This window comes from Rathayibacter sp. AY1D2, assembly GCF_002932695.1.
In the GTDB taxonomy this organism is placed as follows: domain Bacteria; phylum Actinomycetota; class Actinomycetes; order Actinomycetales; family Microbacteriaceae; genus Rathayibacter.
Genome location: NZ_PSVX01000030.1, coordinates 23,415 through 47,062 on the forward strand (window position 1 = coordinate 23,415; position 23,648 = coordinate 47,062).

A 23,648-nucleotide genomic window follows, 5' to 3' on the forward strand; every position below is an offset into this window, starting at 1 on the left:
GAGAGGCGGGCGGCGGCGCCGGGGAGCGCCGCCGGTTCGTGCGGGTCGGCGCGCTCAGGCGCCGTAGTGGTCGGCGAGCGAGAAGTCGAAGACGCCCTCGTCGAAGCGGCTGTACGAGGCGTAGTCGAGGAGCTCGTAGAGCTCGGCGCGCGTCTGCATGCCCGGGACCTCCGAGCGGAGCGAGCCCTCCGCCTTGAGGGCGTCGAGTGCCCGCATCGCGGCGCCCATCGCGATCCGGAGCAGCGAGACCGGGTGGATCACGACGTTCACGCCGACGTCGGCGAGCTGCTGCGCGGTGAACAGCTCGCTCTTGCCGAACTCGGTCATGTTGGCGAGGATCGGCACGTCGATCGCGGCGCGCACGGCCTCGAACTCGGACAGGTCGCGCATCGCCTCAGGGAACACTGCGTCGGCTCCGGCGTCGACGAGGCGCTTGGCGCGGTCGATCGCGGCCGGCAGGCCGTCGAGGGCGCGGATGTCGGTGCGGGCCATGATCACCAGGTCGGAGTCGCGGCGCGCGTCGACGGCGGCCGCGATCCTGCGCACCGAGGTCGCCTCGTCGACGACCGCCTTGCCGTCGAGGTGCCCGCAGCGCTTGGGGTTCACCTGGTCCTCGATGTGCAGCCCCGCGACTCCGGCGTCCTCGAGCATCTGCACCGTGCGAGCGACGTTCAGCGGCTCGCCGAAGCCGGTGTCCGCGTCGACGAGGACGGGCAGGTCGGTCAGGCGCGCGATCTGCTGCGAGCGGCCGGCCACCTCGCTGAGCGTGGTGAGCCCGATGTCCGGCAGCCCCAGCTCGGCCGAGAGCACGGCGCCCGAGACGTAGATCCCGTCGAAGCCCTTCGCCTCGATGAGGCGCGCGGAGAGCGGAGTGAACGCGCCGGGCAGCTGCAGCAGCTCGCCCGAGGCGAGGCGCTCGCGGAAGAGGCGGCGCTTCTCGGCGGGAGTCCGGGTGGAGTGGAGCATCGGGCGTCCTTCCCAGGGCGGTGTCCGGGTCCGAGCGGACCCGCCTCGAATCTATACGCGCTCGGGGCTCGTGCACCCGTCTCGGAGGGAGGCGTCCCGTAGCCTGGAGCGGTCATGCTGCTTCTTCAGACCTCCACCCCGGACCCTGTCGCCGCCACCGTCTCCTTCTTCGAATCCGAGCCCTTCTGGAAGGTGGTCGCGATCCTCGGGATCGTGCTGGGCGCGCTGCTGGTGCGCGTCATCGCCCACTTCGTGATCGGCCGCGTCGTCGATCAGATCGTGTCGGGAGTGAAGCGCCGCCAGCGCGTCGAGGACACCCAGTCGATCGCCGCGTCGCCGCTCGCGGCCGTGCGGGTGGTGCAGCGCACGCGCACGCTCGGGTCGATCCTCAACAACCTGAGCTCGATCCTGATCGTCGTCATCGCCCTGGTCATGATCGTGACGACGATCGACAAGGACCTCATCGGCTCCTTCGCCCTGCTGACGGCCGCCCTCGGCGCGGGCCTCGGCTTCGGCGCGCAGAACATCGTCAAGGACGTCCTGAACGGGCTGTTCATGGTCGCGGAGGACCAGCTCGGGGTCGGCGACGTCGTCGACACCGGGCAGGCGACGGGCGTGGTCGAGTCGGTCGGCGTCCGCGTGACGCAGATCCGCGACGTCAACGGCACCCTCTGGTTCGTCCGCAACGGCGAGATCGTCCGGGTCGGGAACATGTCGCAGGGCTGGTCGCGCGTCATCGTCGACCTGGCCGTGCCCTACGAGACGGACCTCGAGCAGGTGCAGTCCACGGTCCTCGCGACCGCGAACGAGCTGGCGGCGAGCAGCCGCTGGCGGGCCCGGATCATCGACAAGCCCGAGCTCTGGGGCCTGGAGTCCATCGCCGACGACGCCCTGGTCATCCGGGTGGTGGTCAAGACCCGCACCACCGCGAAGGACGACGTCGCCCGCGAGCTGCGCCTGCGCCTGAAGAAGTCGCTCGACGCGCTCGACGTGAAGCTCCCCTCGCTGGCCACCGTCGTCCTCGAGGGCTTCGAGGGGGCGACGAGCGTCGGAGGCGCCAAGCCGCCGCGGACCACGCCCTCCCCCACGATCAGCACCGAGCACGGCAAGCCCGTGCGGCTCCCCCGCGCGCTGCGGCGCGGGAGCGGGACGCCGCCCCAGGACGGCGGCGGCACCTCCGGCGCGACGGGAGCGCGCTCGTGAGCGGCCTGCAGATCGGCGGCACGCCTCCGCTGCGCAGCTTCTGGGAGCACATCGGCGGCCGGCCGACGTTCGAGCGCCTGGTCCGCCGCTTCTACGAGGGCGTCCGCGAGGACGAGGTCCTCTGGCCGATGTACCCCGAGCACGACCTCGAGGGCGCGATCCAGCGGCTGACCGGCTTCCTCGAGCAGTACTGGGGCGGCCCGGGCACCTACAGCGAGGAACGCGGCCACCCGCGCCTGCGGATGCGGCACCAGCCGTTCCGGATCAACCCCGAGGCCCGCGACCACTGGCTCCAGCACATGCGGACGGCCGTCGACGATCTCGAGCTCGCTCCGGCCGACGACGCCCTGCTCTGGGACTACCTGGAGCGCGCCGCCCACGCGATGGTGAACACCTTCGAGGAGTAGCCGCTCAGCCCGGGGTGCGGACCAGCACGTGTCCGCGCCGTGAGGTGAGGCGGCGCCAGGCGCCGCTCTCGAGCAGGGCGACCGGGTCGTCGGCGCCGAGGAACCCGAGCGCGAAGAGGGCGAACGCCGCTCCCGCCGGGACGTCCTCGAGGCCGTCGAGCGGGCGGCCCCAGACGCTCGACCTCACGCGGCCGACGATCTGCTCGCCCGTCTCGGAGCCGACGGCCGCCGCGATCTCATCGATCCCCTCGCGCGCGACGCGCTCCAGGAAGCCCGGGTCCACGGGCTCGCGCCGGGTCCAGCCGCCGCGGGGCGGGGAGACGCCCGCCCAGGGCCCCGCCGTCGCGTCGTCGCCGTCGGGCAGCACGACCGGCTTGCCGTCCGCTCCGCCCGGCTCCCACTGAAGGCGGGCGATGCGGTCCGACAGCGCACGGATCGGCACGACCCGGTCGAAACCGGCGGGCTCGTCGAGCGCGAAGACGCGCAGGCCCAGCACGGTCGCGGAGCGGTCGAGCAGACCGCGGGGCTGGAGGATCGGCGTGTAGGCGGCCAGCACGTGGTCGTCGGCGAGGAGCCGGACCGCACCGTCCTCGACCCGGGCCGAACGGCCGAGGAAGACGCGCAGATCCGACAGGCTGGGCGGATCCGCCAGGGAGAAGGACGAACTCATCGCGTCGATAAACTTACCCGAGGCCGCTCGCCCGACCGCCCGACACCCCGGAGGTACCGTGCCCGATCCCCTGTCCTCGTTCCTCACCGCGCTCGACCTGACGGACAACGGCGCCCGCACCAGCGAGGACATCTCGACGGGTCCCTCGCAGTGGATGCCCGAGGGGCGAGTCTTCGGCGGCCAGGTGCTCGCGCAGTCGCTCATCGCGGCCGGTCGCACCGTCGAGGGGCGCTCCGTGCACTCGATGCACGGGTACTTCCTCCGCCCCGGGGACGTCTCCCTGCCGATCACGTTCTCTGTCGACCGGATCCACGACGGCCGCTCCTTCTGCACCCGTCGGACGCAGGCCTACCAGAACGGACGCCCCATCCTCTCGATGATCGCCTCGTTCCAGATCGAGGACGAGGGCCTCGACCACCAGGCGCCGATGCCGGAGGGGATCCCCGACCCGGAGTCGCTGCCGAGCACCGCTGAGATCCTCGCGGGGGTCGACCACCCGGTCGGCAGCTTCTGGGCCACGCAGCGCCCCTTCGACGTGCGGCACGTCGAGCAGCCGGTGTACCTCCGGGCCGACCCCGAGCGGGTCGCGCACCAGAGCGTGTGGATGCGCTCGCTCGGACCGCTGCCGGACGATCCGATGCTGCACCGCGCCGCCCTCGCCTACGCGAGCGACTACACGATCCTCGAATCCACGCTCCGCCGGCACGGTGCGGCCTGGACGACGCCCGGCCTGCGGATCGCGAGCCTCGACCACGCGATGTGGTGGCACCGCCCCGCGCGCGTGGACCAGTGGCTCCTCTACGTGCAGGAGGCGCCGAGCGCGTCCGGCGGACGCGGGCTCTCGCTCGGGCGCATCTACACGCAGGAGGGCGTGCTCGTGGCGAGCGTCGCCCAGGAGGGCATGGTCCGCGTCCCCCTGGGCTGAGCTCAGCCCCGCTTAGAGAAGGTGATGGGCTCCTCGACGTAGGGGCCCCACGCCTCGCGGAGCTCCTCCGGGATGCGCTGGGGCCTGCCCGTCGCGGCGGTGACCAGCACCAGAGTGGTGGCCGCCTTCGTGAAGAGCACCCGCGGGACGACGCCGGCGGGCGAGTAGAGCTCGTAGCAGACCTCGAGGCTCGCCCCGCCGATCCGCCCGATCCACAGCTCCACGTCGATCGGCGCGCGCATGTACGGGATCGGCGCGAGGTACTCGATCTCCTGCCGGGCGATGAGGCTGATCGACTCGGCGCCCGGCCGTGCGTCGAGCACCGCCGTCGCCATCCCGCCGGGCTGCGGCGAGTCCGGCTTCCAGAACGCCTGGATGCGCGCCTCCTCGAGCAGGCGCAGCATCTCGGCGTTGTTCACGTGCGCGTAGGCGTCGAAGTCCGACCAGCGCAGCGGGATGGCGACGTGCAGGCGCATCAGTCGCGGGTGAGCTTGCGGTACGCGGAGCGGTGCGGCTTCGCCGCGTCCGGGCCGAGGCGCTCGATCTTGTTCTCCTCGTACGCCTCGAAGTTGCCCTCGAACCAGTACCAGGTGGCCGGATCGTCCTCGGTGCCCTCGTAGGCGAGGATGTGGGTCGCGATGCGGTCGAGGAACCACCGGTCGTGCGTGATCACCACGGCGCAGCCCGGGAACTCGAGGAGCGCGTTCTCGAGGCTGCCCAGGGTCTCGACGTCCAGGTCGTTGGTGGGCTCGTCGAGCAGGAGCAGGTTGCCGCCCTGCTTGAGCGTCAGCGCGAGGTTGAGGCGGTTCCGCTCGCCACCGGAGAGGACGCCGGCCTTCTTCTGCTGGTCCGGGCCCTTGAAGCCGAACTGCGAGACGTAGGCGCGGGAGGGGATCTCGGTCTTCCCGACGGTGATGTAGTCGTGCCCGTCGGAGACGACCTCCCACAGGTTCTTCTGCGGGTCGATGCCGCCGCGGCTCTGGTCGACGTAGGAGATGTCGACCGTCTCGCCGATCTTCAGGTCGCCCGAGTCGAGCGGCTCGAAGCCCACGATCGTCTTGAAGAGCGTTGTCTTGCCGACGCCGTTCGGGCCGATGACGCCGACGATGCCGTTGCGGGGCAGCGTGAAGCTGAGGTCGTCGATGAGGACGCGCTCGCCGAACTGCTTGTGCAGCTTCTTCGCGTCGATGACCTGGGAGCCCAGACGGGGTCCCACCGGGATGACGATCTCCTCGAAGTCGAGCACGCGCGTCTTCTCGGCCTCGGCCGCCATCTCCTCGTAGCGCGCCAGGCGCGCCTTCGACTTGGCCTGACGGCCCTTGGCGTTGCTGCGCACCCAGTCGAGCTCGGTGGTGAGCCGCTTGGCGAGCTTGGCGTCCTTCTTGCCCTGGACCTCCAGGCGGGCGCTCTTCTTCTCGAGGTACGTCGAGTAGTTGCCCTCGTAGGGGTAGAGGTGGCCGCGGTCGACCTCGGCGATCCACTCCGCGACGTTGTCGAGGAAGTACCGGTCGTGGGTGACGGCGAGCACGGCGCCGGGGTACTTCGAGAGGAACTGCTCGAGCCAGAGCACGCTCTCGGCGTCGAGGTGGTTGGTGGGCTCGTCGAGCAGCAGCAGGTCGGGCTTCTGCAGGAGGAGCTTGGTGAGCGCCACGCGGCGCTTCTCGCCACCCGAGAGGTTGGTGACGAGGGAGTCCCCCGGCGGGGTGCGCAGCGCGTCCATCGCCTGCTCCAGCTGCGAGTCCAGGTCCCAGGCGTCGGCGGCGTCGATCGCCTCCTGCAGGGTCCCCATCTCGGCGAGGAGACTGTCGAAGTCGGCGTCCGGGTCGGCCATCGCGAGGGAGATCTCGTTGAAGCGGTCGATCTTGCCCTTGATCTCGCCCACGCCCTCCTGGACGTTCTCGAGTACCGTCTTGGTCTCGTCGAGCTCGGGCTCCTGCATCAGGATGCCGACGGTGTAGCCCGGGCTGAGCCGCGCCTCGCCGTTGCTCGGCGTGTCCAGCCCCGCCATGATCTTCAGGATCGTCGACTTGCCGGCGCCGTTGGGCCCGACCACGCCGATCTTCGCTCCCGGCAGGAACGACATGGTGACGTCGTCCAGGATCAGCTTGTCGCCGACCGCCTTCCGCGCGCGCACCATCGAGTAGATGTATTCAGCCATGCCCAGTCCTCAAGTCCGTCGGTCTGCGCGGAGTCGGGTCGCCCGCCGGTCCCCTGCTCCGCGCGGAGGCGCTGACGGAGGCTCGGACCGGGGCGGGACGCCGGGCCCCGGCCGACGCGGAGCGCAGGCCGCGGGACCGTCCGCACCAGTCGAGGATAACGGGAACTCGCCGGTCCGCGTCGGAGGGAGCGCCTGAACGCGGACCGCCCTCCGCTCCGGCCGGGCCGGTGGGGAGGGCGGATCGCGTCAGCGGACGACGGTGCGGATCAGCTGCAGGGCGTCAGGCGCTCCACCGCCTCGGACAGCGTGTCCGTGCTGCCGAGCAGGATCACCTGCGTCGCCTTGGACGCGGTGATGTCGGCGAGGACCGCCCGGGGCACGCAGGTGGGCTGGACCGCGAAGAGCGGGCTCCCGGTGTAGCCCGCCGCCGTGGCTCCGGCCAGGGCGTCGGGGAACTTCTCACCGGTCGCGAGGTAGACGGTCTTCGCCGAGGTGAAGGCCGCCTTGTTCAGCTTCTCCGAGGTGTCGTACCGGTCGGTCCCGCCGATGCGGGTGATCATCGGGCCCGTGATCGAGCGCTCGATGCCGGCGCTGACCGAGAGCGAGGAGCCCGCGATCGTCAAGCTACTGACCTTGAGGTCGCTGATGATCTGCTGGGTGAGGGGGTCCACCGTGGAGCCGGTTCCGTTGGTCAGCACCACCGGAGCGCGATTCGCGCCGGCTGCGGCGCTGGCGCTCAGGGCGTCGGGGAACTTCTCGCCCGTGGCCAGCCAGGCCATCGAGGAGCCGCCCCTGAAGGCGTCCTGGAGGATCAGCTTCGAGGTGTCGTAGCGGTCGACTCCGCCGATGCGTGTGGTCTTCCCCTTCGGCGCATACGCGGCCAGGTCGTTGTAGACCTGGCTGCCGACGCTGAGCTCGGAGCCCACGACGACGATCTTCGCGGGCTTGAGACGCGTCAGCTCGGTGCGGACGACCTGGCTCATCGAGTCGCGGTCGACCAGGAGCAGCGGCCCGCCCGCCTTGGCCGCGGCGGGTCCGGCGCTGAGCGCGTCCGGGAAGTTCTGCCCGGTGGCGACGTAGACGACGGGGACGTTCGCCGGGAAGGTGCGCTTGGACACCTCGACCGCGGTGCCCTGACGGTCGGTGCCCGAGATGCGCGAGACGACCGGCGAGCCGGCGGGCGGGGCCGTCGGCGTTGCGGTCGGCGTGGGCGTGACCGGAGGAGTGGTCGGGGTCGGCGTGACCGGCGGGGTGGTCGCGGTGGCCGTCGGGGTCGGCGTGACCGGCGGGGTGGTGGCTCCGCTTCCCGTGACGCGGACTGCGGCGTCCGACGTGATGGTCGCTCCGCGGGGCTGGTCCACCCTGCCGTTGCTGACGCCGGTGACCTGGAGCAGGCTGCTCACGCGGTCCTTATAGGCGTCGTAGGCGCTGGACGGGATCGTCACGGTGACCTTGGACTGATCGTTGTCCGCGACCACCTGGGCGGGGATCCGCTCGGTCCTGCTGGGACCGACGTAGGCGGCGAGCCCCTGGAGGTCGTAGAAGCCTTCCCGGTTGGACTCGAGGACGACGGTGTCGCCGCCCTTGACCTCCACGACGTCGACGTACTTCTTGTACGCGAAGTACGCGGCGCTCCGCTGCAGCGTCTGCGCGGTCCCGCTGAGGTCGACCCCGCCGACGCCGCCGCTGCCGGAGGCTCCGGCGACGGAGAGGGTCGCCGACGTGGTCAGCTCGTAGCCGCTGTCGACCGGCTGGCCGATCGGCTCCTCGGGGTTCTTGATCGGCTGCTTCTGCGCAGTGATCTGCAGAGCGACGGTTCCACTGCCGAACGAGGCGAGGGGCTGCTTCAGGTCGATGCGGAAGCTGCGACTTCCGGACGCGAGGGTCGCCGACCCGGCGAGGTCGTAGTCCCCGATGGCCCAGTTGTAGGTCGTGAACGCCGGGTACGGTCCCGTCGGCCGAGCGGAGTCGGAAAGCGTGACGTCGAGCCCGGTGACGTCGCCCGCGACGGCAGCGGTCTGGGCGGCCGAGAAGGTCTCCGTCGTCGACCAGTTATAGGGACTGACCTGCGCGGACAGACGCTCCTGCTCGGCGGCGGCCGCTCCGGCTCCTGTCGTCACTCCGAGGACGACGGCTGCCGTGCTCGCGACCGCGATGGCGGCGCGCCTCCACCTCGCTCGCGTCGTCGTCTGCGGTCGGGATGTGGTCATGGCGAGTTCCCCCTCGTCGTGGTCCTCGTGCCGAGCACTCCCGTCGGCACGTCCGTCGCGGTGCCCGCGCTGGGGCACACGTGTCGGTCAGGGCAGCCTAACCGTGCTGAGCGGCGTCCCGGGGAGGGGAGGGCGCCGCCGACCACCGGGATCGTCGACCGGTCCGCTCGCACGAGGCTGTCCTCCTGCTCGGATCCGCACCGGTCGGAGGGGTCCTGCAGGAGCGACGGGCGAACACAGGGCGCTCTCGGACTCGACGGGCGAGGGGCCTTGTCGAGGATCCTTTCGTCCTTTCCGACCCCGACCGGGGCTCATGGTGGAGCGGTTCCCGGTCGAGGCCGGCGCGTCAGCCCTGGATCGGGACGGTCCGGCCGACCAGGCAGGCGCCGGTCGCGATCGGTGCCGCGATCACCGCCCGCACCCCGCCGCTCTTCGGGCCGTACTGGCCGATGAGGCACGACTCCCCGAGCTTGACGGAGACCTGCACCGAGTCCGCGTCGAGTCCGACCGAGGTCTCGTCCGCTGTCAGCTGCATCGACTCGCGGGAGAACCCCGCCGCGACGAGCGCGTCGACCACGCTGGAGCCGCTCACCTCCGGATCGGGCTCGGCCGCCGCGCGAAGGGTCTGCTCGAACACGGGGAGGTTCTGCTCCGTCGTCCCGCCCGGCACGAAGGCGACGGGTGCGGCGGACTCCGCCGGTGCCGGCGCCTCGGCCGCGGAGGAGGACACCACGGGATCCGGTGCCGACGGCGACGTGCAACCGGAGAGGCAGACGGCGAGACCGCCGAGCACGAGCGCGATGCGGGCCGCTCGGTTCCGTGTCACGCCCGGCTCCTCCCGACCGGGACGGCTCTCGCTCCGGTCCCCCGGATCAGAACGGGGTCTCCCCGGATCCTACCGAGAGACCGGGAGCGCCTCCGCCGACGCCCGCCGCCACCGGCGGATCGGGCACGGCATCACCGCGGTCATGGCCCGACGCGCCCCAGTCCCCCGCCGCGGCGCCCTCGCGCGGCGCCTCCTCGCTCCACGCGGGCTCGGCGGCAGGGGCGGGAGCAGAGGCGCGCCCGACGGTCTTCGTGAAGCTGCTGGTCCCCCAGGCGAGGTCGTGCCCGATGCCCTCGGCCGTGAGGACCACATCGGTACCGGCCTTGCCTCCCGCCTCCCAGGCCCTCACCCCGAGCCGCCCGGTGACGAGGATCCGGTCGCCGCGCGACAGGGAGGACAGCGCGTTGCCGGCCAGGCCGTTGAACGCGGTGACGGTGTACCAGTTGGTCGAGACGTCGACCCAGCGCTGCTCCGAGCGGTCGTAGCGCCGCTGCGTCGAGGCGAGCCGGAAGCTGGTCATCGCGGTGCCGCTGGAGGTGTCGATGCTCCGGGGCTCGGTGCCGATGGTCCCGATGACGGTCAGCGTGTCGGTCATGGTCGTGTCCTCTCTACTCCTGCCCCGCCACGACTGCGACGGGCACGGCGCCCGGGCGGAGGGGGCTGGTACCGCTCGGGCGCCGCAGGGCCAGTGTCGCGACGAAGGGCCCGCCTCCGAGGTGGAGGCGGGCCCTTCTGGGGAGAGGACGAGCGGATCGTCCCCTGTGGAGGAGCGTTACGACGCGGTGATGTACCTCGAGTAGGACTTGCGGATCTTGTTCACCTTGGGCAGTGCGACCGCCATGCAGTAGCCCTGGCCCGGGTTCTTCGCGAAGAAGTCCTGGTGGTAGTCCTCGGCGGGGTAGTAGACGCCCAGCGGCGAGATCTCGGTGACGATCGGGCCGTCCCACCACTCGGACGCACGGTCGCGCGCGGTCTCGAACAGCTCCTTCTCCTCGTCGGAGGAGTAGAACATCGCCGAGCGGTACTGCGTGCCGACGTCGTTGCCCTGGCGGTTCAGCTGTCGCGGGTCGTGCAGGGTGAAGAAGACGTCGAGGACGACCTGCTCGGGGATGACCTCGGGGTCGAAGGTGACGGCGACGGCCTCGGCGTGGCCGGTGCGCCCGGAGCAGACGTCCTCGTAGTCGGGCTCGGTCGTGCGGCCGCCGGTGTAGCCGGAGACGACGTCGGTCACGCCGTCGAGGACGCGGTAGACGGCGTCCAGACACCAGAAGCATCCTCCGGCGAGTACGAATGTGCGCATTGCGTGTGACTCACTTCCTGTCGCGTCGACGCGTCCGGGGTGCCGGAGGCGTCAGTCGGTCCAACACGCTCACCGCCCCCTGCATTCCGCGGATCCGCCCCCTGCAATAAAGTCGCGGCGTGAGCTACGACGCCGCCCCCGCCCGCTACGACCGCATGGACTACCGACGCACCGGACGGAGCGGCCTGCTGCTGCCCGCCCTGTCGCTGGGCCTCTGGCACAACTTCGGATCCGACCGCTCCCTCGACACGCAGCGCGCGATCCTCCGCCGCGCGTTCGACCTGGGCGTCACCCACTTCGACCTCGCGAACAACTACGGACCGCCCTACGGCGCCGCCGAGACGGCCTTCGGCCGCATCCTCGCGGAGGACCTCCGCCCGTACCGCGACGAGATCGTCATCTCGTCCAAGGCCGGATACGACATGTGGCCCGGCCCGTACGGGGACGGCGGCTCGCGCAAGTACCTGCTCTCCTCGCTCGACCAGAGCCTGCAGCGGATCGGCGTCGACTACGTGGACGTCTTCTACTCGCACCGGCCGGACCCGGAGACTCCGATCGAGGAGACCATGGGCGCTCTCGTCTCGGCGGTGGAGTCGGGCAAGGCGCTCTACGCCGGCATCTCGAACTACTCGCCCGAGCAGACCCGGGCCGCGCAGGCGGCACTGGCGGGCAGCGGAGTGCCGCTCCTCCTGCACCAGCCCCGCTACTCGCTCTTCGACCGCGGACCCGAAGACGGCCTCTTCCCCGTGCTCGACGAGCTCGGCACCGGCTGCATCGTCTTCTCGCCGCTGGCGCAGGGGCTCCTGACGGACCGCTACCTCGACGGCACCGTGCCGGAGGGGTCCCGTGCGGCGACGTCGCGCTTCCTCTCCTCCGACCGGATCGACGAGGCGTACCTGGAACGGGCCCGCGGCCTGAACGCGATCGCGCAGCAGCGCGGCCAGTCGCTGGCCCAGCTCGCCCTGAGCTGGGTGCTCCGGGTGCCCACCGTCACGAGCGCCATCATCGGCGCGTCGAGCGTCGCGCAGCTCGAGCAGAACGTCGCCGCGCTGGACGCCGGCCCCCTCTCGCAGGAGGAGATCGACGCGATCGAGGAGTTCGCGGTGCACGGCACGACCTTGCGCTGACGCCCCGGCGGGGATGTCGGTGGTCGGCCGTAGTCTGCGACAGCACTCGGCCGGTGGGTGCTCCGAGACTCGAGCAGGAGGAACCGATGTCCCTGTCCACGCTGCACGCCACCCGCACCCCGCCGACGCTCACCCGGGTCAACGCCCGGCTGTGGCGCGTGAGCACCGGCTCGGGCGCCGTGGTCGGTCACATCGAGCTGGTCGAGGATCCGCTCGGCGAGCGGTACCGCGCCAGGCTGCTGCGGGCGGGCATGCCCGCCGGCGCCGAGCTCGGCGAGTTCTGGAGCGTCGACGACGCGATCGAGGTCTTCCGCGTCGCCTGACGCGCCGATCCGCCCGGTCGGCGGCGTGCCGACCGGGCCGCGGCGACCGCCCCGGATAGCGTTCGCCCCATGCAGTGGTGGAACGAGTTCATGTCCTGGATCCGCACGAGCGACGGGCACCAGGCGGTCTTCACGGCCGCTGTGGTCCTGCTGGCCGTGGTGGTCGGAGCGATCGTGATCGCCTCCGTCTTCCGAGCGTCCATCGCGCGCCTCATCCGTCAGCAGGATCACGAGCGGAAGAACGCGGTCATCGCGACGCTCGTCGACGCCGCGGTCGACGCCTCGGCCTGGAACGTCCTCAGCAGCCCGGAGCGCGTCCTCAGCGACCGCGCGTCCGCGCAGGCCGAGACGCACCTCCGCCTCCTGCCCGTCAAGGGCTCCGGCGTCGCGGCCAACTGGGCCGCTCACGAGCTCGCCGAGCTGAAGCACACGTCGAGCACCGGCGGCTACCAGACGCAGGCGAGCGTGGGCGAGTTCCGCGACCGCCTCGTGCAGTGGCGGGACAAGCCCGGGCGCGCCCGGAAGGCCTTCCTCGCCGACCTCGAGCGCTGGCGCTTCTCGGAGACGGGTCGAGACCGCTCCGCCGAGTCCGCTCCGTCGTCCGATCGGGCCGCGAGCACCGCCGAGGCCGCTCCCCAGCGCACCGCTCCCCCGGCCGCCGCACCGACCGCCGTCGCACCGGTCGTCGTCGGCGCGGGCTCCGCCTCCGGCTCTGCAGCCCCGCAGACGCCCACGATCGTCCTCCCCGCGTCGGCCGGGGACGCCTCGCAGGAGGAGACCCGCCGCCTGCTCGCCGACGTCGACCGCCTGGAGGTGCCGTCGCGCGAGCGTCCCGTGGAGGAGCTGCCGCCCGTCGACCCGCAGCGCTCGGCTCCTGCCGCCGAGCCGCAGCCGGACGCGGAGCACGACGCGACGCCGTCGGCTCCGGCCGACGGAGACCGCGCCGACGTGCCGGCCGATGACGAGGCCGTCGTCCGGGCGGACGAGGCCCGGTTCGAGCGGTCCGCCTCGGATGACGACCGAGGCCAGGAGCGCAGCTCGTTCTGAGTGCTCCCGACTACGAGAAGAAGGCCCCGATCGCGAGTGCGATCGGGGCCTTCTCCGTGGTGCGGGCGGTGCGTGTACTGACTAGCTGTGTGCATCACGTGCACGGGCGACTCGGCCGACCAGTACGGCGAGGGGCGCCGCGACGATCGTCCACGCGACGGCGATTCCACCGAGGATGGCGAGGAGCAGCATGGTCGTACCTCCGTTCGTTACGTCGTTGTAATTCCGGACACCCCAAGATTAGGTGCCTGAATGACACTCAAACGACTTCGGGTGGGAAACACGCCGGTGTTGCCTCCGATTTGCCGGTGTGTTACTGGTGGAGCGACCGCGAGTCCTCGTCCGAGGGTCACCGGAGCGGAGGAAAACCCCGTGGGTGCCGGGCGTCACTCCTCGGAGGAGCGCAGCGCAGCGCCGCTCGAGGAGAGGCCGCGACGCGGTCGAAGGACGGGCGCGAGGCGTCGACGCTGATCCGCACGCCACCGGGACAAGCTAGGGACGGCGACCGGCGCGCTCCCGATCCGATGGTGCCCCCGGCAGGAATCGAACCTGCGACCAAGAGATTAGAAGGCTCCTGCTCTATCCGCTGAGCTACGGGGGCGGACTCCGACCACGATACCGAAGCACAGAGGCCGCGCCCGCCGGGGCCTAGGCGCCCCGGACGAGTCCCAGCACTCCCACGACGAGGGAGACCACGGCGAGGGCGAGCGACACGCCGATGAGCACCGTGTGCACGCGGAGGAAGGTCGTCGCGCGGCCGTCCGCGTCGCGCGCCCGCGGGTCCTTGCGGACGCGGCGGAGGAAGGGCGGCCAGACGATCGCGTTCCACACGGCGTTGACGATCAGGAGGCAGCAGGCGAGCGTGATCACGAGGGTCCAGTGTAGGAGGAGCGAGGCGGCCGGACCGGGTGTCGGCGGCCGCCGATAGACTGCCCCGCATGAGTAGCGCCCCCGACCGTCTTGTCTGGATCGACTGCGAGATGACGGGGCTCGACCTCTCCGTCGACGAGCTCGTCGAGATCGCCGTCGTCGTCACCGACTTCGAGCTGAACCCGCTCGACGAGGGGCTCTCCCTCGTCATCCGGCCCGACGCGACCGCGCTCGAGAACATGGGCGACTTCGTCCGGTCGATGCACGAGACCTCCGGGCTGCTGGTCGAGATCCCCTCCGGCGTCAGCGTCGCGGAGGCCGAGTACGAGGTGCTGGAGTACGTGCTGAAGCACGTCCCGGCGGAGCAGCAGGCCCCCCTCGCCGGCAACTCGATCGGCACCGACCGCGCCTTCCTCGCGAAGTTCATGCCGCGCCTCGACGGCCACCTGCACTACCGCAACGTCGATGTCAGCACGATCAAGGAGCTGGCACGGCGCTGGTTCCCGCGCATCTACTTCAACGCGCCCAAGAAGCACGGCGGACACCGCGCTCTCGCCGACATCCTCGAGAGCATCCGAGAGCTGCAGTACTACCGCCGTGCCGTGTTCGTGGAGCAGCCGGGGCCGAGCACCGCCGAGGTGCAGGCCGTGTCGGCCGCCGTCGTGGACGAGTTCGCCTCGCGGATGTAGTACTCTCGTACAGTTGCTTCGGCGGGTCACCCCGCCGGAACACGCTCCTGGTGGGTATAGCTCAGTTGGCAGAGCGCCTGGTTGTGGTCTAGGAGGTCGCGGGTTCGAGCCCCGTTACTCACCCCAGTGGCTGTGCATGCAGCGGAAGAGGCCCGGAGTTCCGACTCCGGGCCTCTTCGCACATCCGGCGACCGGCAGCGATCGCCGACGCAGAGAGGTCCCGGATGCTCGAGCTGGACGAGGACGCCTTCGAAGCCCTGGTGATCTCCGAGCTCGACGCGCTCCCGGACGACATGGTCGACGGGCTCGACAACGTCGTGTTCGTCGTGGAGGACCGGCCCGAGGACGGGACCCTGGATCTGCTCGGCTACTACGACGGCGTCGCCCTCACCGAGCGCGAGCGCTACGGCTTCGGCGAGATGCCCGACCGCATCGTGCTGTTCCGCGAGCCGCACCTCGCCGCGTGCGACGATCTGGACGCGCTGCGCGACGAGATCCACGTCACCCTCGTCCACGAGATCGCGCACTTCTACGGCATCGACGACGACCGGCTGCACGAGCTCGGCTGGGCCTGATCGCCGCCGAGGGAGAGCCCCCCACCGGCATCCGCGCGTCGCCGCGCTCGGAGGGGACCCCTCAGCCGCGCACCGCTCCCCCGCCGCCCGTGTCCAGCACGAGGTCGGCGTTCTCCCGGGGCCGCTCCCGAGCGCAGTAGGAGCGGAAGTCGCGGTCCCAGGCGTCCCAGTGCGGAGCGAAGAGCTCGCCGTCGCGCTCGAGCGCGCGCACGCGCCGCACCTCGTCGTCGGCCTCGAGCCAGACCACCAGATCGGCGTGGCGGCGCGCGGCGGCGCCGGCCGATCCGCAGCCCTCGAGCACGAGAAGCGTCTCGCGGACGACGCGGCGCCCGGCCGTCGTCCCCGCGGCCCAGTTCCAGGGCCGCCAGTGCGCCGCGAGGCCGAGGCCGTGGGGGCGGACGAGCGTCCCGGCCGTCTCCCGCGACGCCCGGTCCAGGCCCGTCCAGCCGGGGTAGAGGTCGTCCATCCGCACGAGCGCGACCGACGATGCCGCCGGCGCGAGACGGAGCTGCTCGACCAGCGCGCGCGCGAACGTCGACTTGCCGGAGCCGCTCGGTCCGTCCAGCAGCACCGTCCGACGGCGACGCGCGATCAGCGAGCGGGCGAGGTCGCCCGCCGTCCGATCCGTCAGCGGCAGGATCCGCTCAGCCATGCAGGACGAAGCTCCAGGAGCCGGTGACGACGGCGGCGGTCACGGCGACGGCAGCGATCAGCACTCCGCCCGCGAGCAGCAGGAGGTCGCCGGCTCCGAGGCGCGACTGCCGCGCCCAGGTGCGCGGGACGCCGGAGCCGAAGCCCTTCGCCTCCATCGCCGTCGCGAGCCTGCTCCCCCGCCGGATGGCCAGCACGAGCAGCGAGAACGTGCGGGCCGCGAGGCTGCGGAGCGCCTCGATGGGCCCGCGGCCGTCGGCGACCCCGCGGGCCCGGCGGGCCATCGACAGGGTGCGCCAGTCGTCGACGAGCAGACCGACGAGCCGCATGCCGGCGAGAGCGCCGAGCACGAAGCGCGAGGGCAGGCGCAGGATCTGCGCGAGGCCGTCCGCCAGGTCCGTCGGGTCGGTGGTGGCGATGAGGACCACGCTCGGCAGTCCGATCGCCAGGACGCGCAGCGCGATGGCCAGCCCGAGGGCGACGGATCCCTCTGTGACCGACACGATGAGGAACTCCGCGTAGACGGCGCCGCTGTCGCGCCCGTAGAGGACTGTCGAGAGGCCGGCGAGCGGAGCCGCGATCCAGACGGGAGCCGTCCGCCGCACGAGCTCACCCGCTCGGAGCCCCGCGAAGGGCAGAACCAGCAGCTCGAGCGCCAGCGCCGTCGCCGCGGAGACCGCATCGACCGTGAGGAGGAGCGCGAACGCGATGACCAGGCTGGCGAGGAGCTTGGCGACCGGGTTGGCCCGGGCGATCCGGCTGCGCGCGGGAACGGAGTCGAGGAGCGTCATCCCGACACCGCCTCGCGGGCGCCGAGGGTGACGACCGAGTCGGCGAGGGCGGCGACCAGCGCCTCGTCGTGGGTGACGGCGAGCACCGCCGTGCCCGCGTCGCGCTGCTCGGCGAGGAGGTCGACGAGCACCTCCCAGGTCAGGCGGTCCTGCCCGAACGTCGGCTCGTCGAGGACGAGCACGGACGGCGACCGGGTGAGGGCGGACGCGACGGCCAGGCGCCGCTTCTCGCCTCCGGAGAGGGTGAACGGATTGGCGTCGGCGAGGTGCGCGAGGCCGAGGCGCTCCAGGAGCTCCTCCGCCCGATGCCGCTCCGTCTCGTCGCGGGCGCCCAGCGCGAGCTCGGCGCGCACGCGAGCGGTGAGGAACTGGTGCTCCGGCTCCTGGAACACCATCGCGATCCGTCCGGCGAGCTGAGCCGAGGTCCAGCGGATCGGCTCCGGGCCCGCACCGGCGCGGAGCGACTCGGAGGCGGTCACCCGCCCCGCGACCGGCGGCAGGAGACCGGCCAGCGTGAGCGCGAGGGTCGACTTCCCCGCGCCGTTGGGTCCCAGCACGGCCGTGGCCCGCGCGGAGTCGACGGCGAGCTCGAGCCCCGAGGCCACGATGGTCGAGCGGCGGCGCCCGAGGACGGGCCGGCCGATGGCGAGGTCGTGCGCGCTCAGGGCGGCGGGCGAGGGCAGCACGCTCGCCCCGCGCCGGGCGGGGGTGTCACCGGGCAGCCAGACGCCGGAGGCGCGGAGCACGTCGTGCGCCCGATCGAGGACCTCGACCGGAGCGCCGTCGGCGACCACCGCGCCGTCCCGCCCGAGCACCACGACCCGGTCGACGAGGCCGACCCACACGTCGACCCGGTGCTCGACGACGATCAGCGTCGCCCCCGTGCGGGCGGCCGTGCGCTCCACCGCCGCCCGCACCTCGCGTACACCGTCCGGATCGAGGTTGGCGGTGGGCTCGTCGAGGAGCAGGAGCCGCGGACGCATGGCGAGCACGCCCGCCAGAGCGAGCCTCTGCTTCTGCCCGCCCGAGAGCGCCGAGGTGGAGTGGTTTAACGGGACGTCGAGCCCGACGTCGCCGAGTGCCTCCCGCACCCGCGCGGGGATCTCCTCGCGCGGCACGCCGAGGTTCTCGCAGGCGAATGCGACGTCGTCGCCGACCCGCGCCAGGACCGCCTGAGTGTCCGGATCCTGCAGCACGAGCCCCGCGACACCGCGCCGGGTGAGCGGCGCGGCTCCGTCGATCTCGAGCTCGCCCGCCGCGGAGCCGTCCTCCTCCCCGCCGAGGACGCCGGCCAGGGCGTGCAGCAGCGTGCTCTTTCCCGCGCCGGAGGGGCCGAGGAGCAGCACGCGCTCCCCCGGCTCCAGCGCGAGATCGAGGCCGGAGAGGGCGTCGCGGGAGCGTCCCGCGTGCCGCCAGCTCCAGCCCCGCGCCCGGACGTAAGCGCCGCTCATCGAGCGCCCGCGCCGGCTCCCTCGACCGTCCGGCCCTCGCGCCCGGAGGCGAAGCGGTCCAGCGCTCCCGAGGCCGCGAGCCCCCGTACCGCGAACCAGGACAGCAGCCCGGCCAGGAGCGCGCCCGAGACGATCGAGGAGGCGACGTAGACGGTCTTGAAGAGCGCGTCGTTGACGGCGTAGTAAGACAGCAGGTCGTTGATCGCGAGGGCGAGCCCCGCACCGGCACCGGCCAGCATCGCGACGAGCGGACGGCCGCTGCGGTAGAGGAAGAGCGCCAGGACGATCTCCGCGCCGAGTCCCTGCACGAGTCCGGAGATCAGCACGGTGAAGCCCCACTGGGTGCCGATCAGAGCCGACACGGCCGCGGCGACCAGCTCGGTGTAGAGCGCGGCTCCGGGCTTGCGGATGATCAGGCCGCCGAGGACGCCGGCGAAGAGCCAGCCGCCGCCGAGGAGCCCGCCGAGCCCGGGCAGGAACTCGAAAGCGAGGCCGAGGACGTTCGTCGCCAGGCCCCAGGCCCAGAAGACGATCCCGCTCGCGACGGCGACGACGCTCGCCACCACGATGTCGACGACCCGCCAGCGCAGATCGCGCCGGGCCGGGGCGGAGGAGGTGAGGTTCTGCGCGTTCGTGTTCTGCGCGTTCGTGTTCTGCACTGACGTGCCCTTTCGTGGAAGCGAATGGAGGGCACGGGTTGGTAAGAGGAGATCGAAACGTTCCTTCGCTGGCATGACCCAGATCAGGTTCGACGGTCGAAGGCTGCTGCCTTCCTCTCAGCCCGGTGCACCGGACTCCCGTGTTCGTCGGCAATCATAGACGTCATGTCGTGGTCGGTGGTCGTCGTCCTGGCCGTGCTGCTGATCGTCCTGCTGCAGGCCCTGCTCTGGCAGCGCCGTGCGCGGATCCGCCGCGAGCTGCTCAGCTACGGCACGCGGGTGCCGGCGCGCGTCGTCGGGCCGGATCCGGCACGCGGCGATCGCGATTCGGCACGGGATCTGGGCCGGCTCCTGGTCGTCTACCGGACCGCCGAGGGTGTGGAGAAGCGCGCGCAGAAGTACCCGCTGAAGCGGGGGGACGCGTGGATGGCCGGTGAGCCCGCCGCGGTGATCTACGACCCCCGCCGGCCGGACGACGCCGAGCGTCTGATCGTCGGCTTCGGCCGGACGAAGAAGAAGTGGTACCCCGCGCGCCAGCAGCGCGCCAGCTGACGCGGGGCCGCTCCGGCTACTTCTTGAGGGCGCGGATGATGCGCGCGAGGGCCTTGCCGGTCACCCACACGAAGGGGATGCCGACGGCGAGGACCGAGATCACGTTCGGCTGGAACCGCAGGCCGAGGTCGTCCTTGATGTAGGCGCCGATCGGGATGACCGTGGCGCCGCCGCCTCCACCGCCGCCCTCCTGGCCGTCCTCGGAGCCGCTGCCTCCGCCGAAACCGAACCAGCGGAGGGCGACGGGGACGAGCGAGACGCCGTCGACGGTGACGGGCTCGCCGTAGATCGTCGCGGTACCCGCGGTGGTGACGGTGTCGGCCAGGGAGACTGCGATGTTGGGCATGGTGCGACGGTACTCCGCGGCTCTCCGCGGCGACAAGCGGCCCGCCGGGGCGCACAGGACTCGTCCATGGACCTCCGGGGACCTGCTGCCATGATCGACGGATGTCCGCCCGCACCCGCCGCCGCCGCCCCGTGCGCTCGGCCGCGGTGGCGGTCGCGAGCCTCGTGCTCGCCGCCTTCCTCGCCTTCCACCGCGCGCTGCCCGATCCGATCGGCTGGCTGTCGGTCCTCGAGGTCGGGATCCCGTGGACGGGGCTCGTCGTGCTGCTCCTCATCGCGGCCGCGGCGGCCCTCCGGTCGCGCCGGACGGCGGCCGCGGTCACCGTGCTGGCGATGGTCTACGGCGTGCTGGTGCTGCCGGTCGCGCTTCCGGCGCCGGCCGTGCGCTCCGGCTCGTTCACCGTCGTCAGCCAGAACATCGAGACGAGCAGCGACGCCGGTGGGCTGGCCGCCTCGCTCGCCGCCCGCGGCCCCGACGTGATCGCGCTGCAGGAGCTCGACGGAGACGCCGTGGACGCGGTCGACGCCGAGCTGGCCGACGAGTATCCGTACTCGTCCGTCTCGAGCACCGTCGGCGTCTGGAGCCGGACCGAGCTGACCGACGAGGAGCCGCTCGACCTCGGTCTCGGCTGGGAGCGCGCGCTCGCCGTCGACGTCGACACGCCGGTCGGCAGCGCGCGCCTGTTCGTGGTGCACCTGGCCTCGTTCCGGCCGGGCGACCACGAGGAGCGGGACACCATGCTCTCGAACCTCGCCACCGCTCTTCGAGACGACGCGTCGGAGCGGACACTGGTCATCGGCGATTTCAACACGCCGACGGACGACCACCTGTTCGCTCCGGTGCTGGCGGAGGCGGGTCTCGTCCGCACGGGCGGAGTCGGCTTCCCGGCGACCTGGCCGTCCCTGCTGCCGCTCGTCTCGCTCGACCACGCGCTCGCCGACGGCGTCACCGCCGCGACCGTCGCGGTCCTGCCGCCGAACGGCTCCGACCACCGCCCGATCAGTCTGACGATCGGTTCCGCGTAGCGAGCGTGTCGCTGAGGTCGATCCCCTTGGCCGACTCGGGAGCCGACCGGGACAGGAGCGAGGCGGGACGCACGGCCCCGGAGCCGAAGCGGGCGGCCACGCCGTCGACCGCGAGCTCCGCGTCGCGCCAGTCGTCGGAGTCGCTCCACAGCGAGAACGCGACGTCGTCGCCCTCGACCAGCTGCTCGCCGCGCACGCCGATCAGCCGCACGGGCCGCCGCATCGGGTTGGCCGCCTCGAGGAGCGCGGAGGAGGCCTCGTAGAGGACCCGGGCCACGTCCGTCGCCTCGACGAGCGTGCGGGAGCGGGTAAGGGTGCTGAAGTCGCCGAAGCGCACCTTCACCGCGACGGTGCGGCAGCGCACTCCCGAGCGGCGCATCCGCACGGCGACCTTGTCGCAGAGCCGCAGCAGCTCACGACGGACGAGCTCGGGGTCGGCCACGTCGTCGGCGAACGTGATCTCGTGTCCGGCGCTCTTCTCGATCTGGCGGGTGTCGACCGGCCGCGGATCCACCCCGTTCGCCAGGGCGTGCAGGCGCCTCCCGGTCGCCTCGCCGAGGGCGGACACCAGCGACGGCAGCGGGGTGGTCGCGACGTCGGCGACGGTGCGCAGACCGCGGCGGACGAGCGCCTCCTCCGTGCTCGCGCCGACTCCCCACAGCGCGCTCACGGGCAGCGGATCGAGGAACTCGCGGACGCCGTCGGCGGGGACGACCAGCAGACCGTCGGGCTTGGAGCGGCCGGAGGCGAGCTTGGCGACGAACTTGGTGCTGGCGATCCCGACCGAGCAGGTCAGCCCGAGCTCGGCGTGCACCCGGCGGCGGATCTCGGTGCCGATCGCGAACGGCGAGCCCGAGATGCGGCGGGCACCCGCGACGTCGAGGAACGCCTCGTCGATGCTCAGGCGCTCGACCAGCGGCGTGAAGGAGTCGAAGATCGCCATGACGCGGCGAGAGGCCTCGCGGTAGCGCTCCATGTGCGGCTCGAGGACCACGGCCTGCGGGCAGCGGCGGAGGGCGACCGCCATGGGCATCGCCGAGTTGACGCCGTAGCGGCGCGCCTCGTAGGTCGCCGCTGTGACGACGGAGCGCGCTCCGTGGTGGCCCACGATGACCGGCCTCCCGCGCAGATCCGGCCGGTCGAGCAGCTCGACGGAGGCGAAGAACGCGTCCATGTCGATGTGCATGATGCTCGCGCGCGGGTCGTCGAAGGGCTCGGTCGTGACCTGCCGCCCCGTGCCGTCCTGCTTGCTCACGCGGTGCCGTCCTGCCTGCTCACGCCGCTCCGTCCTGCTCGCCCACGCCCTGGGACATGCTCGCACGCACCACCGACATCGGCCGCTCGACCGCTGCGCGCGGGCCGGCCGGGAATGAGCGCCGACCACTCGCGGTTGACCCGAGCACCACGACGCTCCGGAGAGACCATGACGCACGAGCAGCCCGACTCCCCCACCGCCACCGAGACCGGCCCCGGCGCCGAGATGAGCCGCTGGCTCGATCTGCAGGACCGCGCCCACCGCGCCTTCGAGCTCCGGCTGAGCGCCGTCGAGGACTGGTCGGCCCCCACGCCCGACACCGAGTGGGACACGCGCGCGCTCGTGCTGCACGTCGTCCGCGAGCAGCAGCGCGCGCACACGCTCCTCTCGGGCGGCGACGAGTCGGCGCTGCGACTCGAGTCCGTCGCCACCGATCTGAGGAGCGAGTGGCGCCGCGTGACCGACCGCCTGCGCGTCGCTGTCCGCACCGTCGACCCGGCGGCGACCGTGCAGCTGGGGCGCGACACCGTCAGCGCCGTCGAGCTGCTGCAGGAGCAGACGGCCGATGTGACCGTCCACGCCTGGGACCTCGCCCGCGCGACCGGCAGCGACGAGCGGCTGGACGAGGAGCTCGTCGCAGCGGTCTGGGAGCTCTTCGCACCCCAGGAGGAGACCCTGCGCGCGAGCGGCCTCTACGCCGCGCCCGTGCCGGTCGACGACGCCGCCTCCCTCCAGAGCCGCCTGCTCGCCATCACCGGACGCGACGACCGCCTCGCCGCCTGACGGCCCGGCGCCCGGACGCCGTCAAGGCCTGGGGGCGTCCAGGGACGCCGCGGCAGGATGGAGGGGACCACGAACACGGGGCGACCCGCCCCGACGAGGAGAGGAACGTCCATGACACGCATCGCCGTCATCGGAGCCCACGGCAAGGTGGGGCAGCAGATCCTGCACCTGCTGTACGACGCCGGCCACGAGTCGGTCGGAGTGATCCGCAACCCCGATCACGCCGAGGACATCGTCCGGCTGGGCGGCGAGCCGCTCGTGCACGACCTCGAGGACACCACGCCCGAGGCCTTCGCCGAGGCGCTGGGCCACGTCGACGGCATGGTATTCACCGCCGGAGCCGGACCCGACTCGGGCCCGGAGCGCAAGCGCACCGTCGACCTGGGGGCGTCCGTCCTCAGCCAGAAGGCCGCCGCGATCGTCGGGGTCCAGCACTTCGTGCAGGTCAGTGCGATCGGTGTGGACGAGCCGCTCCCCGAGGACACGGAGGAGGGTTGGAAGGCCTACGTCGAGGCCAAGCGCGACGCCGACGCGGCACTGCGCGACTCCGGCCTCGACTACACGATCCTCCGCCCGGGCGGGCTGACGGACGACGAGGGCACCGGCACGATCACGCTCGGCACCTCCGTCGAGAAGGGGAGCATCCCGCGAGCGGACGTCGCCGCGACGGTGATCGCCGCCCTGGCGCAGCCGACCTCCATCGCGAAGACGTGGGAGATCGTCTCCGGTCCCACCCCGATCGAGGACGCGGTGGCTCAGGGAGCCTGAGCCCCGGCCCCTCCTCCTAGAGTGGGGCGGGTGAGCACCCACCCGCCCCACTCTAGGAGGAGGGGCCGGGG

The 23,648-nt window shown here is 72.2% G+C and carries 27 protein-coding genes, 2 tRNA genes and 1 riboswitch; of the genes, 13 read left to right on the top strand and 16 right to left on the bottom strand.

The genetic code is table 11. The features are described from left to right. Positions 1-54: 54 nt before the first annotated feature. Complete coding sequence (prpB, locus tag C5D04_RS09460; protein ID WP_104223704.1) at positions 55-966, bottom strand: methylisocitrate lyase; 912 nt, start codon at positions 964-966, stop codon at positions 55-57. Positions 967-1,080: 114 nt separating this feature from the next. Here prpB and C5D04_RS09465 point away from each other — a divergent pair, with 114 nt between their 5' ends. Together C5D04_RS09465 and C5D04_RS09470 are read left to right on the top strand one after the other, a co-directional pair. Then, positions 1,081-2,169 carry a mechanosensitive ion channel family protein gene (locus C5D04_RS09465; protein ID WP_104347640.1) on the top strand — a complete coding sequence of 363 codons (1,089 nt, stop codon included), beginning with the start codon at positions 1,081-1,083 and terminating at the stop codon, positions 2,167-2,169. Further along, the gene (locus tag C5D04_RS09470) at positions 2,166-2,576 is read left to right on the top strand and encodes a globin (RefSeq protein WP_279630823.1); all 411 of its coding nucleotides are present in this window, start codon (positions 2,166-2,168) and stop codon (positions 2,574-2,576) included. Before C5D04_RS09465 ends, C5D04_RS09470 begins: the two co-directional genes overlap by 4 nt. A gap of 4 nt (positions 2,577-2,580) precedes the next feature. On the opposite strand, the gene C5D04_RS09475 is transcribed toward C5D04_RS09470, so the two are convergent. Continuing rightward, positions 2,581-3,246, bottom strand: a complete 666-nt coding sequence (locus tag C5D04_RS09475) for a hypothetical protein (RefSeq protein WP_104347641.1) — start codon at positions 3,244-3,246, stop codon at positions 2,581-2,583. Between the two features lie 58 nt (positions 3,247-3,304). Between C5D04_RS09475 and C5D04_RS09480 the strand changes: the two genes are divergently transcribed. Next, a complete protein-coding gene (locus tag C5D04_RS09480; RefSeq protein ID WP_258068879.1) occupies positions 3,305-4,171 on the top strand; it encodes an acyl-CoA thioesterase II in 867 nt (288 codons plus the stop codon). A gap of 2 nt (positions 4,172-4,173) precedes the next feature. Here C5D04_RS09480 and C5D04_RS09485 read toward each other — a convergent pair whose 3' ends face one another. The 6 genes from C5D04_RS09485 to msrA all read right to left on the bottom strand — a co-directional run bounded on the left by C5D04_RS09485 (position 4,174) and on the right by msrA (position 10,665). Next, complete coding sequence (locus tag C5D04_RS09485) at positions 4,174-4,647, bottom strand: thioesterase family protein (protein WP_104223707.1); 474 nt, start codon at positions 4,645-4,647, stop codon at positions 4,174-4,176. Further along, positions 4,647-6,329, bottom strand: a complete 1,683-nt coding sequence (ettA, locus tag C5D04_RS09490; RefSeq protein WP_104347642.1) for an energy-dependent translational throttle protein EttA — start codon at positions 6,327-6,329, stop codon at positions 4,647-4,649. The genes C5D04_RS09485 and ettA overlap by 1 nt, the downstream gene beginning before the upstream one ends. Positions 6,330-6,595: 266 nt before the next feature. Then, positions 6,596-8,539, bottom strand: coding sequence for a cell wall-binding repeat-containing protein (locus C5D04_RS09495; protein ID WP_104347643.1), 1,944 nt, complete (start codon positions 8,537-8,539; stop codon positions 6,596-6,598). Positions 8,540-8,885: 346 nt separating this feature from the next. Continuing rightward, the gene (locus C5D04_RS09500; RefSeq protein WP_104223710.1) at positions 8,886-9,365 is read right to left on the bottom strand and encodes a DUF6993 domain-containing protein; all 480 of its coding nucleotides are present in this window, start codon (positions 9,363-9,365) and stop codon (positions 8,886-8,888) included. Between the two features lie 46 nt (positions 9,366-9,411). After that, on the bottom strand, positions 9,412-9,960 hold the full coding sequence (locus C5D04_RS09505; RefSeq protein ID WP_104347644.1) for a single-stranded DNA-binding protein: 549 nt from the start codon (positions 9,958-9,960) through the stop codon (positions 9,412-9,414). 177 nt (positions 9,961-10,137) lie between these two features. After that, a complete protein-coding gene (gene msrA, locus C5D04_RS09515) occupies positions 10,138-10,665 on the bottom strand; it encodes a peptide-methionine (S)-S-oxide reductase MsrA (RefSeq protein WP_104223713.1) in 528 nt (175 codons plus the stop codon). A gap of 119 nt (positions 10,666-10,784) precedes the next feature. Between msrA and C5D04_RS09520 the strand changes: the two genes are divergently transcribed. The 3 genes from C5D04_RS09520 (at position 10,785) to C5D04_RS09530 (ending at position 13,162) form a co-directional block, all read left to right on the top strand. Continuing rightward, positions 10,785-11,792 carry an aldo/keto reductase gene (locus C5D04_RS09520; RefSeq protein WP_104267238.1) on the top strand — a complete coding sequence of 336 codons (1,008 nt, stop codon included), beginning with the start codon at positions 10,785-10,787 and terminating at the stop codon, positions 11,790-11,792. Positions 11,793-11,878: 86 nt separating this feature from the next. Continuing rightward, positions 11,879-12,115: a hypothetical protein gene (locus C5D04_RS18190; protein ID WP_104223715.1), complete on the top strand. Its 237-nt coding sequence runs from the start codon at positions 11,879-11,881 to the stop codon at positions 12,113-12,115. 69 nt (positions 12,116-12,184) lie between these two features. Continuing rightward, entirely contained in the window at positions 12,185-13,162 is a 978-nt protein-coding gene (locus C5D04_RS09530; RefSeq protein WP_104347646.1) for a hypothetical protein, read from the top strand. Positions 13,163-13,687: 525 nt separating this feature from the next. Here C5D04_RS09530 and C5D04_RS09535 read toward each other — a convergent pair. Together C5D04_RS09535 and C5D04_RS09540 are read right to left on the bottom strand one after the other, a co-directional pair. Next, positions 13,688-13,763: transfer RNA gene (locus tag C5D04_RS09535), tRNA-Arg, on the bottom strand. A gap of 47 nt (positions 13,764-13,810) precedes the next feature. Further along, on the bottom strand, positions 13,811-14,032 hold the full coding sequence (locus C5D04_RS09540) for an SCO4848 family membrane protein (protein ID WP_104223717.1): 222 nt from the start codon (positions 14,030-14,032) through the stop codon (positions 13,811-13,813). Between the two features lie 68 nt (positions 14,033-14,100). Between C5D04_RS09540 and orn the strand changes: the two genes are divergently transcribed. From orn to C5D04_RS09555, 3 genes are all read left to right on the top strand, one after another. Then, positions 14,101-14,721: an oligoribonuclease gene (gene orn, locus C5D04_RS09545; protein ID WP_104223718.1), complete on the top strand. Its 621-nt coding sequence runs from the start codon at positions 14,101-14,103 to the stop codon at positions 14,719-14,721. A 50-nt stretch (positions 14,722-14,771) separates the two neighbouring features. Continuing rightward, positions 14,772-14,847 (top strand) — tRNA-His (locus tag C5D04_RS09550). 98 nt (positions 14,848-14,945) lie between these two features. Beyond that, positions 14,946-15,296, top strand: coding sequence for a metallopeptidase family protein (locus C5D04_RS09555; RefSeq protein WP_104223719.1), 351 nt, complete (start codon positions 14,946-14,948; stop codon positions 15,294-15,296). A gap of 61 nt (positions 15,297-15,357) precedes the next feature. Here C5D04_RS09555 and C5D04_RS09560 read toward each other — a convergent pair whose 3' ends face one another. Genes C5D04_RS09560 through C5D04_RS09575 form a run of 4 tightly spaced genes read right to left on the bottom strand, consistent with a single transcriptional unit; the run spans position 15,358 to position 18,848 of the window. Next, on the bottom strand, positions 15,358-15,948 hold the full coding sequence (locus tag C5D04_RS09560; RefSeq protein WP_219815020.1) for an AAA family ATPase: 591 nt from the start codon (positions 15,946-15,948) through the stop codon (positions 15,358-15,360). Then, positions 15,941-16,738 carry an energy-coupling factor transporter transmembrane protein EcfT gene (locus C5D04_RS09565; protein WP_104336999.1) on the bottom strand — a complete coding sequence of 266 codons (798 nt, stop codon included), beginning with the start codon at positions 16,736-16,738 and terminating at the stop codon, positions 15,941-15,943. The genes C5D04_RS09560 and C5D04_RS09565 overlap by 8 nt, the downstream gene beginning before the upstream one ends. Continuing rightward, positions 16,735-18,189, bottom strand: a complete 1,455-nt coding sequence (locus tag C5D04_RS09570) for an ABC transporter ATP-binding protein (RefSeq protein ID WP_104347647.1) — start codon at positions 18,187-18,189, stop codon at positions 16,735-16,737. The genes C5D04_RS09565 and C5D04_RS09570 overlap by 4 nt, the downstream gene beginning before the upstream one ends. Then, positions 18,186-18,848, bottom strand: coding sequence for an ECF transporter S component (locus tag C5D04_RS09575; RefSeq protein ID WP_104226742.1), 663 nt, complete (start codon positions 18,846-18,848; stop codon positions 18,186-18,188). The genes C5D04_RS09570 and C5D04_RS09575 overlap by 4 nt, the downstream gene beginning before the upstream one ends. A gap of 43 nt (positions 18,849-18,891) precedes the next feature. Continuing rightward, a riboswitch (TPP riboswitch) is annotated at positions 18,892-18,999 on the bottom strand. 14 nt (positions 19,000-19,013) lie between these two features. On the opposite strand from C5D04_RS09575, the gene C5D04_RS09580 reads away from it, so the two are divergent. Next, positions 19,014-19,400, top strand: coding sequence for a DUF3592 domain-containing protein (locus tag C5D04_RS09580; protein ID WP_104223723.1), 387 nt, complete (start codon positions 19,014-19,016; stop codon positions 19,398-19,400). 16 nt (positions 19,401-19,416) lie between these two features. Here the strand turns inward: C5D04_RS09580 and C5D04_RS09585 are convergent, their stop codons facing one another. Continuing rightward, positions 19,417-19,746 (bottom strand): hypothetical protein, encoded by a 330-nt coding sequence (locus C5D04_RS09585; RefSeq protein ID WP_104223724.1) that lies wholly within the window; start codon positions 19,744-19,746, stop codon positions 19,417-19,419. 101 nt (positions 19,747-19,847) lie between these two features. Between C5D04_RS09585 and C5D04_RS09590 the strand changes: the two genes are divergently transcribed. Next, positions 19,848-20,771, top strand: coding sequence for an endonuclease/exonuclease/phosphatase family protein (locus C5D04_RS09590; protein WP_104292172.1), 924 nt, complete (start codon positions 19,848-19,850; stop codon positions 20,769-20,771). Here the strand turns inward: C5D04_RS09590 and dinB are convergent. Beyond that, positions 20,746-22,026, bottom strand: coding sequence for a DNA polymerase IV (gene dinB, locus C5D04_RS09595; RefSeq protein ID WP_104223726.1), 1,281 nt, complete (start codon positions 22,024-22,026; stop codon positions 20,746-20,748). The two genes, C5D04_RS09590 and dinB, sit on opposite strands and share 26 nt — an antisense overlap. Positions 22,027-22,194: 168 nt before the next feature. Here dinB and C5D04_RS09600 point away from each other — a divergent pair, with 168 nt between their 5' ends. Both C5D04_RS09600 and C5D04_RS09605 read left to right on the top strand, forming a co-directional pair. Continuing rightward, the gene (locus C5D04_RS09600) at positions 22,195-22,809 is read left to right on the top strand and encodes a TIGR03086 family metal-binding protein (RefSeq protein ID WP_258059445.1); all 615 of its coding nucleotides are present in this window, start codon (positions 22,195-22,197) and stop codon (positions 22,807-22,809) included. A gap of 111 nt (positions 22,810-22,920) precedes the next feature. Next, a complete protein-coding gene (locus C5D04_RS09605; RefSeq protein WP_104223727.1) occupies positions 22,921-23,577 on the top strand; it encodes an SDR family oxidoreductase in 657 nt (218 codons plus the stop codon). The last annotated feature ends 71 nt before the right edge of the window (positions 23,578-23,648 follow it).